The sequence below is a fragment of the Ruminococcus difficilis genome, assembly GCF_016680995.1.
On record NZ_JAEQMG010000117.1, the window covers coordinates 21,401 to 38,198 of the forward strand.

13 protein-coding genes are annotated in these 16,798 nt (G+C 53.8%); 10 read left to right on the forward strand and 3 right to left on the reverse strand.

Annotated elements, in window-relative coordinates:
* Nucleotides 1–165: 165 nt before the first annotated feature.
* Nucleotides 166–1,374, reverse strand: coding sequence for a DegT/DnrJ/EryC1/StrS family aminotransferase (locus JKK62_RS10990; protein WP_366503346.1), 1,209 nt, complete (start codon nt 1,372–1,374; stop codon nt 166–168).
* Nucleotides 1,375–1,616: 242 nt separating this feature from the next.
* The gene (gene spoIIID / locus JKK62_RS10995; protein WP_201427941.1) at nt 1,617–1,880 is read right to left on the reverse strand and encodes a sporulation transcriptional regulator SpoIIID; all 264 of its coding nucleotides are present in this window, start codon (nt 1,878–1,880) and stop codon (nt 1,617–1,619) included.
* A 258-nt stretch (nt 1,881–2,138) separates the two neighbouring features.
* On the opposite strand from spoIIID, the gene JKK62_RS11000 reads away from it, so the two are divergent.
* From JKK62_RS11000 to glmM, 5 genes are all read left to right on the forward strand, one after another.
* Nucleotides 2,139–4,034, forward strand: coding sequence for a polysaccharide biosynthesis protein (locus JKK62_RS11000; RefSeq protein ID WP_201427942.1), 1,896 nt, complete (start codon nt 2,139–2,141; stop codon nt 4,032–4,034).
* A 77-nt stretch (nt 4,035–4,111) separates the two neighbouring features.
* Nucleotides 4,112–5,119 carry a UDP-glucose 4-epimerase GalE gene (gene galE, locus JKK62_RS11005; protein WP_201427943.1) on the forward strand — a complete coding sequence of 336 codons (1,008 nt, stop codon included), beginning with the start codon at nt 4,112–4,114 and terminating at the stop codon, nt 5,117–5,119.
* A 695-nt stretch (nt 5,120–5,814) separates the two neighbouring features.
* Nucleotides 5,815–6,618 carry a glucosamine-6-phosphate deaminase gene (gene nagB / locus JKK62_RS11010; protein WP_201427944.1) on the forward strand — a complete coding sequence of 268 codons (804 nt, stop codon included), beginning with the start codon at nt 5,815–5,817 and terminating at the stop codon, nt 6,616–6,618.
* Nucleotides 6,619–6,622: 4 nt separating this feature from the next.
* Nucleotides 6,623–7,279, forward strand: coding sequence for an acyltransferase (locus tag JKK62_RS11015; protein ID WP_201427945.1), 657 nt, complete (start codon nt 6,623–6,625; stop codon nt 7,277–7,279).
* Nucleotides 7,280–7,284: 5 nt separating this feature from the next.
* A complete protein-coding gene (glmM, locus tag JKK62_RS11020) occupies nt 7,285–8,631 on the forward strand; it encodes a phosphoglucosamine mutase (protein WP_201427946.1) in 1,347 nt (448 codons plus the stop codon).
* Between the two features lie 352 nt (nt 8,632–8,983).
* On the opposite strand, the gene JKK62_RS11025 is transcribed toward glmM, so the two are convergent.
* The gene (locus tag JKK62_RS11025) at nt 8,984–11,044 is read right to left on the reverse strand and encodes a hypothetical protein (protein WP_201427947.1); all 2,061 of its coding nucleotides are present in this window, start codon (nt 11,042–11,044) and stop codon (nt 8,984–8,986) included.
* 253 nt (nt 11,045–11,297) lie between these two features.
* Here JKK62_RS11025 and JKK62_RS11030 point away from each other — a divergent pair, with 253 nt between their 5' ends.
* From JKK62_RS11030 to JKK62_RS11050, 5 genes are all read left to right on the forward strand, one after another.
* Nucleotides 11,298–11,483 carry a DUF951 domain-containing protein gene (locus tag JKK62_RS11030; protein ID WP_201427948.1) on the forward strand — a complete coding sequence of 62 codons (186 nt, stop codon included), beginning with the start codon at nt 11,298–11,300 and terminating at the stop codon, nt 11,481–11,483.
* 252 nt (nt 11,484–11,735) lie between these two features.
* Nucleotides 11,736–12,812 carry a peptide chain release factor 1 gene (prfA, locus tag JKK62_RS11035; protein ID WP_201427949.1) on the forward strand — a complete coding sequence of 359 codons (1,077 nt, stop codon included), beginning with the start codon at nt 11,736–11,738 and terminating at the stop codon, nt 12,810–12,812.
* Nucleotides 12,813–12,961: 149 nt separating this feature from the next.
* Nucleotides 12,962–14,590 carry an L-threonylcarbamoyladenylate synthase gene (locus JKK62_RS17985; RefSeq protein ID WP_201427950.1) on the forward strand — a complete coding sequence of 543 codons (1,629 nt, stop codon included), beginning with the start codon at nt 12,962–12,964 and terminating at the stop codon, nt 14,588–14,590.
* Complete coding sequence (locus tag JKK62_RS11045; protein WP_201427951.1) at nt 14,574–15,203, forward strand: lytic transglycosylase domain-containing protein; 630 nt, start codon at nt 14,574–14,576, stop codon at nt 15,201–15,203. Before JKK62_RS17985 ends, JKK62_RS11045 begins: the two co-directional genes overlap by 17 nt.
* 138 nt (nt 15,204–15,341) lie before the next feature.
* A complete protein-coding gene (locus tag JKK62_RS11050) occupies nt 15,342–16,733 on the forward strand; it encodes an aminopeptidase (RefSeq protein WP_201427952.1) in 1,392 nt (463 codons plus the stop codon).
* Nucleotides 16,734–16,798: the final 65 nt, after the last annotated feature.

Below are 16,798 nucleotides of genomic sequence, written 5' to 3' on the forward strand. Positions count from 1 at the left end.
ACCTCACGGTTTCTGTTTTTTCTTTCTTTTACATTATAATATATATTTTAGCGAAATAGTGAACTTTTTTTAAACTTATGGTGAGGATCGGTTGAAATATGGGGAAAAGCAATTTTTGCCGATTCCAAAAGAGGCCGCTCGCGCAGCCTCTTTATTATTTCATTATTACGTCAACTTGTTATACACCTCAATGAAGGTGTCGATCACATACTGCGCCTCTTCATCTGTCATCACGGAGTTCATGGGCAGGGTCAGCTGATTCTTGTGCATATTATACGCATAAGGGTAGTCGATGATGTCAAAGCCCTTTTGCTTGTAGGCGGTCATCATCGGCAGCGGCTTGAAGTGGACGTTGCAGTTGACGCCGCGCTGCTTCATTTCATCATAGAAGCGGTTGCGGAACTCGGCGTCCTTGCCTAAGAAGCGCACAAAGTACAGATGGCCGCTGGAGCGGTGATCACTGCCGCGGTGGTCGAGCACCTGGATATTCAGACCCTCAAACGCCTTGTTGTAGCGGGCGATCAGCTGATGGCGGCGGCTGAGCATCCTGTCATAGCGGCGAAGCTGTGCCAGTCCGATCGCCGCGAGGACGTCGGGCATATTACACTTGTACTGGGTGTTGACGACGTCATACTCCCATGAGGTGCCCTTGTCCTTGGTGAACGCGTCCTTGGTCTGGCCGTGCAGGGTCATCAGCATATATTGCTTGTACAGATCGTTGCTGTCCACACCGGGGATCTCGCGCCATGTCGCGGCGCCGCCCTCGGCGGTGGTCATGTTCTTGACTGCGTGGAAGCTGAAATTGGTGAAATCGGCGATGGAACCGCACATCTTGCCGTGCCACTGCGCGCCGAAGGCATGAGCGGCGTCAGCCATAACGATGACGCGTCCGAGTGCGAGCTGGATCGGATTTTCGGAAGCCCTGAAAAGCGAGCGCTTCTTCTCGACGATCTCAAAGATGCGGTCATAATCGCACACCACGCCCGCCAGATCAACAGGGATGATGACCTTGGTCTTGGGGGTGATCGCTTCCTCCACCTTGTCGTAATCCATCTCGTAGGAATCCTGCTTGCAGTCGATCATCACCGGCGTCGCGCCGACATGATAGATGATGGACGCCGAAGCGGTGTAGGTGTAGGTGGGCACGATGACCTCGTCGCCGGGGCCTACGCCGAGCAGACGCAGGGTCATTTCCGCGCAGGCTGTCTGGCTGGACAGACATACCGCCTTTTTTGTGTTGCATTTCTTGGCGATCTCCTGTTCAAACAGCTTGGTTTTGGGGCCTGTGGTGATCCAGCCGGAGCGCAGGGTATCTACGACCTCCGCGATCTCATCCTCTCCGATATCGGGAGGGGAAAAAGGTATATTCATCATAAGACATATCTCCTGTACGCGGCAAACATTGTTCGCCCTATTTATACAGAATATATTATACACCTTATGAGGGAGAATGTAAAGAGGAATTAGGAATATGAATGAGGAATTAGGAGTTAAGAATTAGGAGTTAGGAATTAGGAATTAGGAGTTATGGGCGGACGCTGTCCGCACCTGATCCATATAAGTAATTTAAACGCTTCATTCTTATCCTATAGGAATCGTAACACGAAGTGTTTCCCTTAATTCCTCATTCTTTTCAACATCTCGTACTTATGCTTGGTCGCCTCGCCGCCTCTGAGGTGGCGTTCTTCTTTGTTGACGTCCAGCACGGCGCGCACCTCCTTGTACAGCCCGGAGTTGAGCTTGGGGAGCAGGGTGGTGATGTCCTTATGTACGGTGGACTTGCTGACGCCGAATACCGCTGCGGTATCGCGCACGGTGCTCTGATGCTCAATGATATACTCGCCTAAACGGATGGCGCGGTCTTCTAAGATTCCTTTCATGGAAGCCTCCCTGATCGTGGCGCGGAGAAAAGGATCGGCGGTCAAAAGGCCGCTGTCATGTGCTTTTCGCCGCACGGATTCTGATAAAGTATATGGCGCTTACAGGAGGAATATGCGGGCGGATGCGGCAATAATCATGCGGCGTTTTTATAAAAAATGTACGATGTGAAAGTGATTGACTTTAGACGCGTTATGCGGTATAATTATCATGATTTATTGTGTGCATCAAGAATAGTATAGATAAAAAGGGTTTTGATTATGAAGAAAATGAATGTCAGAAAAATATTTCTGATGCTTGCCGACGCGGGGCTGATCGCGATATCGGCGCTGCTCAGCAATATGCTGCTCGGCTGGTACGGTATTATGACCCGCGGAAATACAATGGGTATTGCCGTACAGCCTGTCCGTATCGTTGGTGTGATCGGCATGAGTATGCTGTTTTGCTTCTTCTTTCTGTTCGTATTCGGCGCGTATAACAAGGTCTGGCGCGATCTCAAAGCAGGCGATATCGCCATGTGCGCCTTGGCGGTCGTGCTCGGTCTGGGTCTGAGTTTTCTGTTCATGAACCTGATGGACAAGCCCCCTACAGTAGAGTTTATGACGTTGGATACGCTGTTGAGTGTATCGGCGATCTGCATTTTCCGTATTTGCTTCCGCAACACGGTGGTACACCTGATCCAGGCGGGCGAGTTCAACAGCGAGGAATACGACAGGACCCTGATCGTCGGCGCTGGTAACGCCGCGCGCATGATCCTGCAGGAGATCAAATACGCGCGACAGGATCAGAACAATCCTTCCAACATGATCCTGCCGGTGTGCATGGTGGACGATGATCCGTCCAAATTCCACACCAAGCTGATGGGCGTGGAGGTCGTCGGACTCACCAAGGATATCCCGCTGGTATGCCGCCAGTATAATATCGACCTCGTGATCTTCGCGATCCCTTCCTGCACCGAGGAGGAGCGCAAACGCATCATGGGCTACTGCTCCGAATCCGGCTGCCGTATCAAAACGGTGCCTTATTTGAGCCAGCTCTTTCTGGATGACGATTCGACCCAGATCCTCTCTCAGATCAAGGATATCAAGATCGAGGATCTGCTTGGCAGACCTCCGATCACCTTCAATAAAAAGAAGATCCGCGATTTTATCAACGGCAAGATCTGCATGGTCACGGGCGGCGGCGGTTCCATCGGCTCCGAGCTGGTGCGCCAGATCGCCAAGTACAATCCCGAGCAGATCATCATCGTGGATATCTATGAAAACAACGCCTACGATATCCAGCAGGAGCTGTACATCGAGTACGGCGACAGTCTGGATCTCGTCACCCTGATCGCGTCTGTGCGCGACTACGCGAAGATGGACACCATCTTTGCGGAGTACCGTCCGCAGGTCGTGTTCCACGCGGCGGCGCATAAGCATGTTCCGCTGATGGAGGTATCTCCGACCGAGGCGGTCAAGAACAATATCTTCGGCACGCTCAATATGGTGAATCTTGCCGAAAAATACGAGGTGGAGCGCTTTGTGATGATCTCCACCGATAAAGCGGTCAATCCCACCAACGTCATGGGCGCTACCAAGCGCTGTTGTGAGATGATCGTGCAGAACCATTCCCACAAGGGCGGCAAGACTGAATTTGTCACCACGCGATTCGGTAACGTGCTGGGCTCCAACGGCTCGGTCATCCCGCTGTTCCGCCGACAGATCGAGGCGGGCAGACCCGTCACCGTCACTCATCCGGATATCATCCGCTACTTTATGACGATCCCCGAGGCGGTATCGCTGGTGCTGGAAGCCGGCGCGATCGCTAACGGCGGCGAGATCTTCGTGCTCGATATGGGCGATCCCGTCAAGATCACCACCCTCGCCGAGAACCTGATCCGCATGTACGGCAAGGTGCCGTATCGTGATGTGGAGATCAAGTTTACCGGCTTACGCCCCGGCGAAAAGCTCTATGAGGAGCTGTTGATGGACGAAGAAGGTCTGCAAAAGACCGATAACAAGAAGATCTTCATCGGCAACCAGATCGAAACCGATCCCGAAAAGCTGAACCGACAGCTTGATGAGCTGCATGAGATCGTCGAGACCAACGATAATGACGCGACCGTCAAGAAGCTAGAGAGCATGGTGGACACCTTCCATCATAATGTAAACTGATTGGTATATGCTTTTTTTTAACGCGGTTGAATGCGTCTGCGGTTCCCAGCATCATTCACCCGACAAAGGAGGATATTATGAAAGTATTACTGACCGGCGGCGCCGGGTATATCGGCAGTCATACCGCCGTCGAGATGATCGAAGCGGGTCATGAGGTCGTGATCGCCGATAACTTTGACAACAGCTCACCCAAGGTCATCGACCGTATCGAGACCATTACCGGCACCCGTCCCATCCTCTATGAGCTGGACGTCGCGGATCGCTCCGCGGTGGACGCGATGTTCCAGAGAGAGAACTTTGACGCGGTGGTGCATTTCGCGGGACTCAAGGCGGTAGGCGAGAGCTGCGCTATCCCCGTGCGCTATTACCGCAACAATATCGACACCACCCTCACCCTCTTAGAGGTGATGAAAAAGCGCGGCGTTCACAATATCGTGTTCAGTTCTTCGGCGACCGTTTACGGTATCCCCGAGGAAGTGCCGCTCAGAGAGGGTATGCCGACCTCCTGCACCAACCCCTACGGTTGGACAAAATACATGAATGAACAGATCCTGACCGACGCCGCGACCGCGGATCCCGAGTTGAGCGTAGTGCTGCTGCGCTACTTCAATCCCATCGGCGCGCACAAGAGCGGTCTGATCGGCGAGAATCCCAACGGCATCCCCAATAATCTCATGCCTTATATCACGCAGGTGGCTGTCGGTAAGCTCGAACGCCTCGGCGTATTCGGCAACGATTATCCCACCCATGACGGCACCGGTGTGCGCGATTATATCCACGTCGTCGATCTGGCGCAGGGTCACCTCAGGGCGATCGACTATGCCGCGGAGCACAAGGGCACCGAGATCTTCAACCTCGGCACCGGCGTCGGCTACAGCGTGCTGGATATCGTCAATGCCTTTATGAAGGTCAACGATATCGAGATCCCTTATGACATCAAGCCCCGCCGTGCGGGCGACATCGCCGAGTGCTACGCCGACCCCGCCAAGGCGAAGGAAGGGCTGAACTGGACAGCGCAATACGGCATCGAAGAGATGTGCCGCGACAGCTGGAACTGGCAGAAGAACAACCCGAAGGGGTATTGATCGGAGAACGGTTAATGGTTAACGGTTAACGGTGTCGGGAAACGCTGACGCGTTTTGGATTGATATACTGACTGCAAAAAGTAACGTCCGTAACTCTTTGGTGAGTTGCGGACATTTTGTTTATTATCGTGTTTGATTTGAGAAATATTCAAATCGGGTGAGGGCGGAGCCCTCCCTTCACCGTTCACCGTTCACTGTTCTCCGTTCTCCATTCACCGTTAACTGTTCACCGTTCCAACTATTCCATAAAAATCAGCGCACCAAAGCGAAATATTTGCACCATAATGCCAATAGGGTTTCGATAGGGATTTCTTGACTTTTTGACCCTCTTATGATAAAATTTTAACGTATGGTGTATCCGTATATACTGTACCTTAAAACAGCCCTTTCAAAGGAGGTCAAGAGGTCTGTTAGCGCCGGGACCGTAATAGGTTGACGAGGTTTGGCGGTTATCGAAAGATTCGGCGGATGCCGCCACGGCAAATACGCAAGCTCATGCGAGATCACACAAGGTGGTTTCTTCATAGGCTGCAAGGGGCAGCTTTCTGTAATACTCGGAAGGTATTTTACATAAATTATTTTGCGTACAGCGTGTCGTAAGAGAGAAACGAAAAAGCAGAATCAACACTGTAACAGAGGTTTTTTTCGTCGCTTTATCAATAATACAAACCTACTATTTTACGGAGGAAATTATTATGAGAGTTGTAATTCAGGACAATTACGATAAGATGTGCAAGTGGGCTGCGAACTATATCGCCGCTAAGATCAACAACCATAAGAAGGGACTGCTTTTGAACCGTCCTTTCGTCCTCGGTCTTCCCACAGGTTCTTCTCCCATCGGAGTTTACAAGGAGCTTGTCCGTATGAATAAGGCGGGCGAGGTCAGCTTTGAGAATGTCGTGACCTTTAACATGGACGAATATCTCGGACTGCCCCGCGAGCATGACCAGAGCTACTGGTACTTCATGCACGACAATTTCTTTAATCATCTTGTCGACATGAAGCCCGAGAACATCAACATCCTCAACGGCATGACCGATGATCCCGAGGGTGAGTGCGCGCGCTATGAAGAGAAGATCGCTCTCTACGGCGGCATCGACCTGTTCATGGGCGGTATCGGCGTTGACGGTCATATCGCGTTCAACGAGCCGTTCACCAGCCTTGCTTCCCGCACCGGCGTCCGCAACCTGACCACCGACACCCGTATCGTCAACTCCCGCTTCTTCGGCAACGACCCCGAGGCTGTACCGGCTCAGGCACTGAGCGTCGGCGTAGGCACCGTTACCGACAGTAAGGAAGTTCTGATCCTGATCAACGGCCATAACAAGGCTAAGGCGCTGGCTGAGACCGTAGAGGGCTCTGTCAGCCACAAGTGGACCTGTTCCGCTCTGCAGATGCACAACGGCGCGATCATCGCCTGCGATGAGGCGGCATGCGACGAGCTGACCGTCGGCGCTTACAAATACTTCCTCGATATCGAAAAGAAAGAGAGACTGTAAACCAATGTATACCATTAAGGATTTATACGACCTTGACCATACGCTCGCAAAGGATTATCTTTCGCAGTTCACCTATCCCTGGGAGGCGTTAAAGGGTATCAAGGATATGATCATCGCGCTGGGCGAGACCCTCGGCGATGACTATGAAGAGAGAGAGCCTCAGGTGTGGGTACACAAGACTGCCAAGGTCTTTGACTCCGCTTATCTCGGCGCTCCCTGCATCATCGGACCGAACACCGAGGTGCGCCAGTGCGCGTTTATCCGCGGATCGGCTCTGGTCGGCGCTGACTGCGTTGTCGGCAACTCCGCCGAGCTCAAGAACGTCATCCTTTTCGATCACGTTCAGACCCCGCATTATAACTATGTCGGCGATTCGATCCTGGGCTACTTCTCCCACATGGGAGCGGGCTCCATCACCTCGAACGTCAAGTCCGACAAACAGCTCGTTGTCGTTCATAACGGCACCGAGAAGATCGAGACCGGACTCAAGAAATTCGGCGCGATGCTCGGCGACTATGTCGAGGTCGGCTGCAACGCCGTATGCAACCCCGGTACCGTGATCGGCAGACACTCTAACGTCTATCCGACCTCCTGTGTGCGCGGTGTTGTTCCCGAGAACTGCATTTACAAAAACAGCGGTGAAATCGTAGAAAAGAGGTAATTCCCATGGGTAAATATTTCGGTACAGACGGCTTCCGCGGTGAAGCGAACAAGAACCTGACCTTTGATCACGCCATCAAGATCGGTCGTTTCCTCGGCTGGTACTACGGCGCGAATCAGGGCAAAAAGGCAAAGGTGCTGATCGGTAAGGATACCAGACGTTCCTCGTATATGTTCGAGTACGCGCTGTGCACCGGTCTTATGGCAAGCGGCGCTGACGCTTACATCATGCATGTCACCACCACCCCGTCTGTCGCTTACATCACCCGCATCGACGACTTCGACTGCGGTATCATGATCTCCGCCTCTCACAATCCGTTCTATGACAACGGTATCAAGGTGCTCAACGGCAACGGTGAGAAGATGGAGGAAGAGACCCTGCTGAAGGTCGAAGAATACATCGACGGCAAGATCGATATCCCGGTCGCTGAGCGCGAGAATATCGGCAGAACCGTTGACTATGTCGAGGGTCGTAACCGTTACATCGGCTACCTGATCTCCATGAGCAAGTACAGCTTCAAGGGCGTCAAGGTCGGTCTCGACTGCGCAAACGGCGCTGCGTGGAGCATCGCCAAGGGCGTGTTCAACGCGCTGGGCGCTAAGACTTATGTCATGAACGACAGCCCCGACGGCTATAATATCAACACCGACTGCGGTTCCACCCATATCGAGCACTTACAGAAGTTTGTGGTCGAAAAGGGTCTGGATATCGGCTTCGCTTATGACGGTGACGCTGACCGCTGCTTATGCGTAGATGAAAAGGGCAACGTCGTCACCGGCGACCACATCCTCTATGTCTACGGTCTGTATATGAAGGAGCGCGGCAAGCTGCTCAACAACAAGGTCGTCACCACGATCATGTCCAACTTCGGACTGTACAAGGCGCTTGACAAGGTCGGCATCGAGTATGAAAAGACCGCTGTCGGCGACAAGTATGTCTATGAGAACATGGTGCAGACCGGCAACCGCATCGGCGGTGAGCAGAGCGGTCACATCATCTTCAGCAAGTACGCCACCACCGGCGACGGCATCCTGACCTCTCTGAAAATGATGGAGGTCATGCTCTCCAAGGAGAAGCCCATGAGCGAGCTGGCGGCACCCTGCGTATTCTATCCGCAGGTGCTCAAGAATGTCCGCGTTAAGAGCAAGCCCGACGCGCAGAATGATCCCGATGTACAGGCGGCTGTCAAGAAGGTCGCTGATGAACTCGGCGAGGACGGTCGTATCCTTGTCCGCGAGAGCGGCACCGAGCCCGTCATCCGCGTGATGGTCGAGGCAGGCTCGGACGAGGTCTGTGAGAAGTACGTCGATCAGGTCATCGAGGTCATCACGGCGAAGGGTCATCTTGCCTAAGGCACGCGTGCCCTTGTTCTGCCTTTTGGATACGCTGGCTGTTGATTCACCTATCATCAACGGCGTGACATACAGGCATCTGTTTTAACATTCAATGCTTTGAGAAGAGCTGTTGCGGAAACGCAGCGGCTCTTTTTTGAATGGTTAACGGTGAACGGAGAATGGTTAACGGTGAAGGGAAACGCTGACGCGTTTTTGATTGGAATAACGGCTAATATAATAAAACGTCCGCGACTCTGTGTTGCGGACGTTTTGTTTATCATCACATTTTTCAGAGAGTATTACAAATCAGGTGAGGGCGGAGCCCTCCCTTCACCGTTCACCATTCTCCGTTAACCGTTCTCCGGTTCTGTCACTGCTTGTAGATCTTGAAGGAGGTCAGCGCCATGACGTCGGTGTCCTCGTACAGCTCGGGGAAGGTGAAGGTCAGGCGAATGGTCTTGTCCCTGCCGATCACATCGGTGGGGATCAGGAAGTTCAAACCGTGGTTACGGGCGTCATTGCCGAGCCTGCCGGTGTAGACGGTCACGTCGTTGGCGGTGATCACACAGTCGGTCTCCTCATAGACATTGAGCACGTTGAAATAGGCGTGCAGGTCGGTGAGGTTGCCGGGCAGATCATCGAGCGGGATCTCCATCTGGGCAGTCTGCCCGTTGATGATGGTGCGCCAGCCGTTGGTGTGGCCGAAGCCGGATTTGCAGTACATGGCGGCGGTCTCATCCTCGGTGAAGGTCAGCTCTTTGCCCAGCACATAGTTCTCCACAACGCCGCCGTTGAGCAGATAGCTGTTGGTCAGCTTGATCTTTTTGGAATCGAGCTCAGCGGAGTTGATCAGGTATTCTTCGATGCGTGACTCCGCGTTGGAGCCGACGCTGCGGTAGAAGTAGCGCTCGCGCTTGGGAGTGGATTTTTCCGCGTCATCAAAGGTCTTGCCGGTGCCGATCTTCGCGTAATCCTTGGTGACGGACGACGCGAGGGTGGCGGGCAGATCAAAGAGGGTCACGGGCGCCGCGCTGGTGCGGTATACATCGATGGCGTTCTTGTCTTTGTACAGCAGCATCGGGCGCTGGTTATAATCTTCGTTGCCGTTGTCGGCGGTGATGACGATCTGCGCGTTCTCGAATTTACCGTTGCTCTTGAGGTCGTCGATCATCTTGAAGATACAGCTGAATTCACCCTCGATCTGTTCCGTGCGCGAGGTGCCGTCGGGATCCTTCTCGCCCTCTGAGGTCAGGCGGTAGGGTGCTTTGGCGCCTTTGAGGTGATAGACACGTACCGCGCAGGGATACTTGTCGGTGTAGGTGAAGCCCTCCGCCTTATCATAGTCGGCAAAGAACTTGTCGTCGGCGTCGGGGTTATAGGTATTGTTGCTCTTGAAGTTGGAGTAGTCGCTCAGGCTCATCCAGAAGAGTTGCTTCATATAATGGGGCACCGCCTTATAGAGCGTGTAGCGGTACATGGTGGAGCCGATGACCTTGTACGCGTCCTTATCCTTGGCGCGGTCGGAGATATTGTCCACCTTGCGCACCGCGGCGTTGCCGAAATATTTGTCGTCGGCATAGACGCGGGCGTCAGCGTCGTATTTTTGCAGTACGTCAAAGGCATTGTTGGCGTTCCATGCACCGTTGACGTATTCGGTGTATTTGACGTCCTTCTTGTAGACCTCGCCGGTCAGCATCGCCGGTACCGATACCAGCGAGTCGGAGCCTGTTGACAAAACATTGGTGTACTCGGTGAATCCCCTGAGCTGATTCTCGACGTCGGGATGCTCCTTTTTGTATTCGTCAAAGTACTCTTTGTCCATGGAACTCAAGACGAACACCAGCGTGTTGTCCTTATCCGACAGCTCATAGATGCCGTCGGTGGTGACCTCATGACTGAGCTTGTCAAGTGTGTTCTGGTTCTTGTACAAATCGAGCGACAGTCCCGCGATCTGGGTGAAGATGATGAACACCGCCGCGACCATCAGCACATGCCGCCATGAGCGCTTGAATACCATGAACAGCGCAAAGGGCATCGCGATACACGCCGCCCACATCGCCGAGTCGATCGCGCCGTAGGTGGTGTAGTCCATCCACGCGATCTGGGAGCCGTCCAGCACACCGGAGCCGTAGCTGATGTTGAAGAAGCTGCACTGGACGTACAATCCCAGTGAGATACCGAACGTCAGACAGCACAGCACCTTGTGGAACACGCCCTTGGGCAGTGAGAGTAAAAGCGTCATCACGACAAATCCGATCAGCGATACGACGATGACGGGGGTGAGGAGCGATCGAAAGCTGAACCACATTTCATCGTTACCGGTCACATACAGCGAGAGCGGTCCGTACACCAGCAGCGTAAAACAGAACAGCGCCGCGGTCATGGCGCCGAACGCGAACCGGTGTTTGAGAGAATAATGTTTATCTTCCATAATGTACCTTCATGTTTGTTTCGGAATTATTTCCAATTCATCATCCTACATTATACTTCATCTGCCCGCCGTAGTCAAGATATTGAGAAGTGTTAACAGTAATTTCACAATATATGGTTTATATGACAGAAACGTTATTTGCTTTTTCTGCCAATATATGGTATAATATCGAGTATGGTTAACGGTGAATGGTGAATGGTGAACGGTTTACCATTTAATCATACGATATCAGAAACGGACTGAGGAGGGGCGTATGGATATCCGCGTCAACGATGAATTGATCATGAAAAAGCCCCATCCCTGCGGCGACAACCGTTTTCTCGTCCTGCGCGTCGGCATGGATTTCAAGATCCGCTGTCAAAAATGCGGCAGAGAGGTCATGGTGCCCCGCAAGAAGGTCGAGAGGAATATCAGGAAAGTGATAAGAAGTGAGGATTAGTATAGGTCAAAGCCTTCCCCTCGGGGGGAAGGTGGGCAATTTGCTTTGAGCAAATTGGTCGGATGAGGGGCTAACTTATCCGGCTAAACAATGAAACAAAGAGTGATAAGCAATTCCGTCATTATCGGTAGCCATACAGCCTTACCGAATCTATCATATTGTGGAGAGGATGTCCCCTCATCCGTCACCTCCGGTGACACCTTCCCCCTGAGGGGAAGGCTGAGTTGATTCCTCATTCAACAGGGAGATACAATGTTCAGCAGATTAGCGATATTTGATAAACGATATAACGAACTGGAAAAGCGGATGTATGAGCCGGATGTGGTGTCCAACCCCGACCGCTACCGCGAGGTGATGCGCGAATACGCGTCCATCGAGCCGGTGGTCAAAAAGTACCGTGAGTACCAGAGCGCTCAGCAGACCATCGAGGACAGCCTGATGATCCTCGACGACGCGTCGTCCGATGAAGAGCTCAGGGAGCTCGCGTCCATTGAGCTCGATGACGCGAAGCGCAAACTGCCCGAGCTGGAAGAGGAGCTCAAGATCCTGCTTCTTCCCAAGGATCCGAACGATGAACGCAACGTCATCGTCGAGATCCGCGGCGGTACGGGCGGTGAGGAAAGCTCGCTGTTCGCCTACGATCTGTACCGTATGTACAGCATGTACGCCGAGCGCAGAGGCTACAAGCTCGAGGTTATCAACCTCAACGAGACGGGGCTGGGCGGCTATAAGGAAGTGTCCTTCATCGTCAGCGGTGACGGCGCCTACAGCCGCTTTAAGTTCGAGTCGGGTACCCATCGCGTCCAGCGTGTGCCCAAGACCGAAAGCTCCGGGCGTATCCATACCTCGGCGGCGACGGTCGCCGTGCTTCCCGAAGCGGATGACGTAGAGATCGACATCAACCCGAACGATCTGGAGATCGACACCTTCCGATCCTCCGGCGCGGGCGGTCAGCATATCAACAAGACCTCGTCCGCGATCCGCATCACCCATAAGCCCACGGGTATGGTGGTCGAATGTCAGGATGAACGCTCTCAGTATAAGAACAAGGATAAGGCGATGAAGGTGCTCAAGTCGCGCCTGCTCAAGATCGAGCAGGATAAACAGCATGAGGCGATCGCGTCCGACAGGCGTTCTCAGGTCGGCTCGGGTGACCGCAGTGAGAAGATCCGCACCTACAATTACCCGCAGAGCCGCGTCACCGATCACCGTATCGGGCTGACGCTGTATAAACTGGACGAGATCATGAACGGCGACCTCGACGAGATTATCGACGCATTGGTCACCGCGCAAAGAGCGGAGCAACTTCAAGATACAATGAGGAGTTAGGAGTTAGGAATTAGGAATTGATGGAGGGCTCCGCCCTCACCCATTTAAATATGAGAGGAAACGGTTCCTTTCAAACTTATATAGGAATCAAAAGCACAAAGTGCTTCCCATAATTCCTCATTCCTCATTACTAATTCCTAATTAACAAGATGAAAACCTACCATTTAACCAACACACAATCGGATATCGAACAGGCATCCGCCATCCTGCGTGACGGCGGTCTGGTCGCTATGCCTACCGAAACGGTCTACGGTCTGGCGGCAAATGCCCTCGACGGTGAGGCGGTACGCCGTATCTTTGAGGCGAAGGGTCGTCCGATGGATAACCCGCTGATCGTCCATGTCGCGGAGTTTTCCGACATCGAACGCTTGCGCCTTGTTTCCGAGATCCCCGAAAAGGCGGTGAAGCTCGCGCAGGCTTTCTGGCCGGGACCTCTCACCATCATTATGCCCAAGGGCGAGGTCATCCCCGATGAAGTCAGCGCGGGGCTGAGTACCGTGGCGATCCGCATCCCGTCCCATCCCGACGCGCAAAGGCTGCTCAAAACAAGCGGTCTGGCACTGGCAGCGCCCTCCGCCAATACCTCCGGCAAGCCCAGTCCGACCACGGCGCAGCATGTCATCGACGACATGGAGGGCAGGATTGAGGCGGTCATCGACGGAGGCAGCTGTTCTGTCGGCGTGGAGAGTACCGTGATCACGCTCGCGACCGATACGCCGCGTATCCTGCGGCCGGGGTTGATCACCCGTGAAGAGATCGAAGCCGTCATCGGCGCGATCGAGGTCGATCACGCGGTGCTCCATCAACTGGAAAACAACGAAAAAGCCTCGTCACCCGGCATGAAGTATAAGCACTACGCGCCTCGTACCAGAGTCGTGCTCCTGCGCGGCAGTGACGAGCGCTACATCACATATATGAACCGTCTGTACGCCCGTGATCCGCATATCGCGGCAATGTGCTATGACGAGGATAAGCCGCAGCTCGACATGCCCTGTATCACGATCGGCGGCATGGATGATGAAAAAGCGCAGGCAAAGGCGCTGTTTGACGCGCTTAGAGCGGTGGATGATCTGGAGGATGTGACCTCTGTTTATGCCCATTGTCCCGAGGCGACCGGCGTCGGCATGGCGCTGTACAACCGCCTGATCCGCGCGGCGGCGTTCGAGGTCATCGATCTGCCCGAAAAGCGGATCATCGGCCTGACCGGTCAGACCGGCGCGGGGAAGAGTGAAGCGGCGCGATTGCTCGCCGAGTGCGGATTCCCGGTCGTCAGCGCGGATGAAGCCGCCAGACTTGCGGTTGAGGACAGTGAAGTGAAAGCGATGCTTTGCGCTTCGTTCGGCAACGTGCTTTTGCCCGACGGCAGTCTTGACAGGCGGCGTGTCGCGCAGATCGCGTTCTCGTCACCCGAGAATACCGAAACGCTCAACGCGATCACCCATCCCAAGATCAGCGAGATCATGCTCGCGCAGGTTGAAAAAAATAATGGCGACATCGTTATTTTTGACGCTTCTCAGCTCTTTGAAGCGCGACAGGATGTGTTCTGCTACCGCATCGTCGGCGTGCTCGCCGATCCCGAGCTTAGAAGAGAGAGGATCATGAGGCGCGACGGGCTGAACAGGGAAGAGGCGGAGCGTCGGATGTCGGTACAGCTCAGTGAAGAGTTCTTTATCGCCCACTGTGACGATATACTATATAATAACGGTTCCGCCGAGGCGTTCTTTGACGCGGTGCGGCAATACGGCGAAAGGTGGTGCGCGGATGAGCAGAAGATATGACCGACGACATTCACGCGATACCAAGGGGCACGGAGCGATCGGATTCCTCGTGACATTTGTACTCCTGCTGTTTGTGGGCGTGCTGGTATTCTTTTTTGTTTCCGACACAAACTATAAGGGAACAAAGGGCAAGGTATACAAAATGTTTTATCAACAGCAATACGGGGAACAGGTGCACAAATACGCGACCGAGTTCGGCGTGGAAGAACCCCTCGTATTTGCTGTCATCCGTACCGAAAGCGGGTTTCGGGAGGATGTAGAGAGCTCCGCGGGCGCGCTGGGATTGATGCAGCTGATGCCCTCGACCTTTGACTGGCTGCAGGAGAGCCTGGACGGACAGGTGATCTACTCCACCGACTCTCTCAGGGATCCCGATATCAACATCCGATACGGTACCTATCTCTTGTCAGTACTTCTCCAAAAGTACGGCAACCGCGATACGGCTGTCGCCGCCTACAACGCCGGCACCACTACCGTGGACGGCTGGCTGCAGGATCCGAACATATCGCCCGACGGCAAGACGCTGACGAACATCCCGTATGAGGAGACCGCCGCTTACGTCGAGCGCGTCGGCCACGCGTATGATCTGTATCAAAAACTATATTATCAATAATCCGGTCAACGGAGAACGGAGAACAGTTGTGGAATAATCCCTGCGGATTTTTGATTGATAAAAATGGGTGAGGGCAACGCCCTCCTTCAACCGTTAACCGTTATCCGTTAACCGTTATCCGTATTCAGGAGGTACAAAATGAGTGAAAACGCAAAAGAACTCAGAGAAAAACTGATGATGAAAGAACGCCGCGGCGCGGCGACCTATTCGGCAGAGGTGCTCGCTCAGGCGGACGCTTACTGCGAGGATTACAAGAAGTTCCTCGATAACTCCCGCACCGAGCGTGAGGCGGTCAGCTACGTCAAGGCGTTGGCTGAAAAAGAGGGCTTTGTGGAATTCGATCCCGACGGCTCTTATCAGCCCGGCGACAGAGTCTATGTGATCAACCGCGAGAAGGCGATCGGTCTGGCTGTGATCGGCAAGAACGGCACCTCGAACGGTGTACGTTTGGCAATCGCGCATATCGACTCCCCGCGCATCGATCTGAAGCCCAATCCGCTGTATCAGGATAATGGCTTGGCGCTGTTCAAGACCCATTACTACGGCGGTATCAAAAAATACCAGTGGACGACCGTGCCGCTTGCCCTGCACGGCAGAGTGGTCAAGCTCGACGGCTCCACCGTGGACATCCGCATCGGCGACGATCCCAAGGACGAGTGCTTTTTGATCACCGATCTGCTGCCGCACCTCGATCGTGAGGGCGCGATGAAGACCGTGTCGAAGCTCTTTACGGGCGAGGATCTGAATATCCTTGTCGGTTCCAGACCCTATGACGACAGCGAGGAGAAGGATCTTGTCGCGTTGAATGTGATGAAGATCCTCAACGACCGCTTCGGTATCGAGGAGAACGACTTCCTCTCCGCGGAGCTGAACTTCTGTCCCGCGTATCCGACCCGCGACGTCGGCTTTGACCGCTCGATGATCGGCGGCTACGGTCACGATGACAAGTGCTGTGCTTATCCGTCCGTTACGGCGATCTTCGACACCAAGCTGCCCGAATGTACCTGTATCACCTATCTGACCGATAAGGAAGAGACGGGCTCCGACGGCAACACCGGTATGCAGAGCGACTTCCTCAGATACTTCATCTATGATCTGGCTAAGCTCGACGGAAACGAGGGCTATCGTGTGCTCTCTAAGAGCAAGTGCCTCTCCGCGGACGTCAACGCGGCTTTCGACCCCACCTTCCCGTCCGTGTATGAGGCAAAGAACTGCTCGTTCATCAACGAGGGTGTTGTCATCAGCAAGTACACCGGTCACGGCGGCAAGTATGACACCTCCGACGCGTCAGCCGAGTTCATGGGTGAGATCCGCGCCATGCTTGCGAAAAACGACGTCAAGTGGCAGGTCGGCGAGCTGGGCAAGGTCGATATCGGCGGCGGCGGTACCATCGCCAAATACGTCGCCAACATGAACGTCGATGTGGTCGACCTCGGCGTAGCGGTGCTGTGCATGCACGCGCCCTTTGAGGTCATCTCCAAGGCGGATATCTACATGGCGCATAAGGCGTTTTGGGGTCTTTTTAATTAAATACAATGATTGTTCAGGGGTGTTGATAAAAACTGTCGACTCCCCTGTGTTATTTGTGCTGTTGC

Bases quoted from the DNA above. Each gene is read 5' to 3' on its own strand.
- JKK62_RS10990 (WP_366503346.1), bottom strand. From the start codon at position 1,374: ATGATGAATATACCTTTTTCCCCTCCCGATATCGGAGAGGATGAGATC.
- spoIIID (WP_201427941.1), bottom strand. From the start codon at position 1,880: ATGAAAGGAATCTTAGAAGACCGCGCCATCCGTTTAGGCGAGTATATC.
- JKK62_RS11000 (WP_201427942.1), top strand. From the start codon at position 2,139: ATGAAGAAAATGAATGTCAGAAAAATATTTCTGATGCTTGCCGACGCG.
- galE (WP_201427943.1), top strand. From the start codon at position 4,112: ATGAAAGTATTACTGACCGGCGGCGCCGGGTATATCGGCAGTCATACC.
- nagB (WP_201427944.1), top strand. From the start codon at position 5,815: ATGAGAGTTGTAATTCAGGACAATTACGATAAGATGTGCAAGTGGGCT.
- JKK62_RS11015 (WP_201427945.1), top strand. From the start codon at position 6,623: ATGTATACCATTAAGGATTTATACGACCTTGACCATACGCTCGCAAAG.
- glmM (WP_201427946.1), top strand. From the start codon at position 7,285: ATGGGTAAATATTTCGGTACAGACGGCTTCCGCGGTGAAGCGAACAAG.
- JKK62_RS11025 (WP_201427947.1), bottom strand. From the start codon at position 11,044: ATGGAAGATAAACATTATTCTCTCAAACACCGGTTCGCGTTCGGCGCC.
- JKK62_RS11030 (WP_201427948.1), top strand. From the start codon at position 11,298: ATGGATATCCGCGTCAACGATGAATTGATCATGAAAAAGCCCCATCCC.
- prfA (WP_201427949.1), top strand. From the start codon at position 11,736: ATGTTCAGCAGATTAGCGATATTTGATAAACGATATAACGAACTGGAA.
- JKK62_RS17985 (WP_201427950.1), top strand. From the start codon at position 12,962: ATGAAAACCTACCATTTAACCAACACACAATCGGATATCGAACAGGCA.
- JKK62_RS11045 (WP_201427951.1), top strand. From the start codon at position 14,574: ATGAGCAGAAGATATGACCGACGACATTCACGCGATACCAAGGGGCAC.
- JKK62_RS11050 (WP_201427952.1), top strand. From the start codon at position 15,342: ATGAGTGAAAACGCAAAAGAACTCAGAGAAAAACTGATGATGAAAGAA.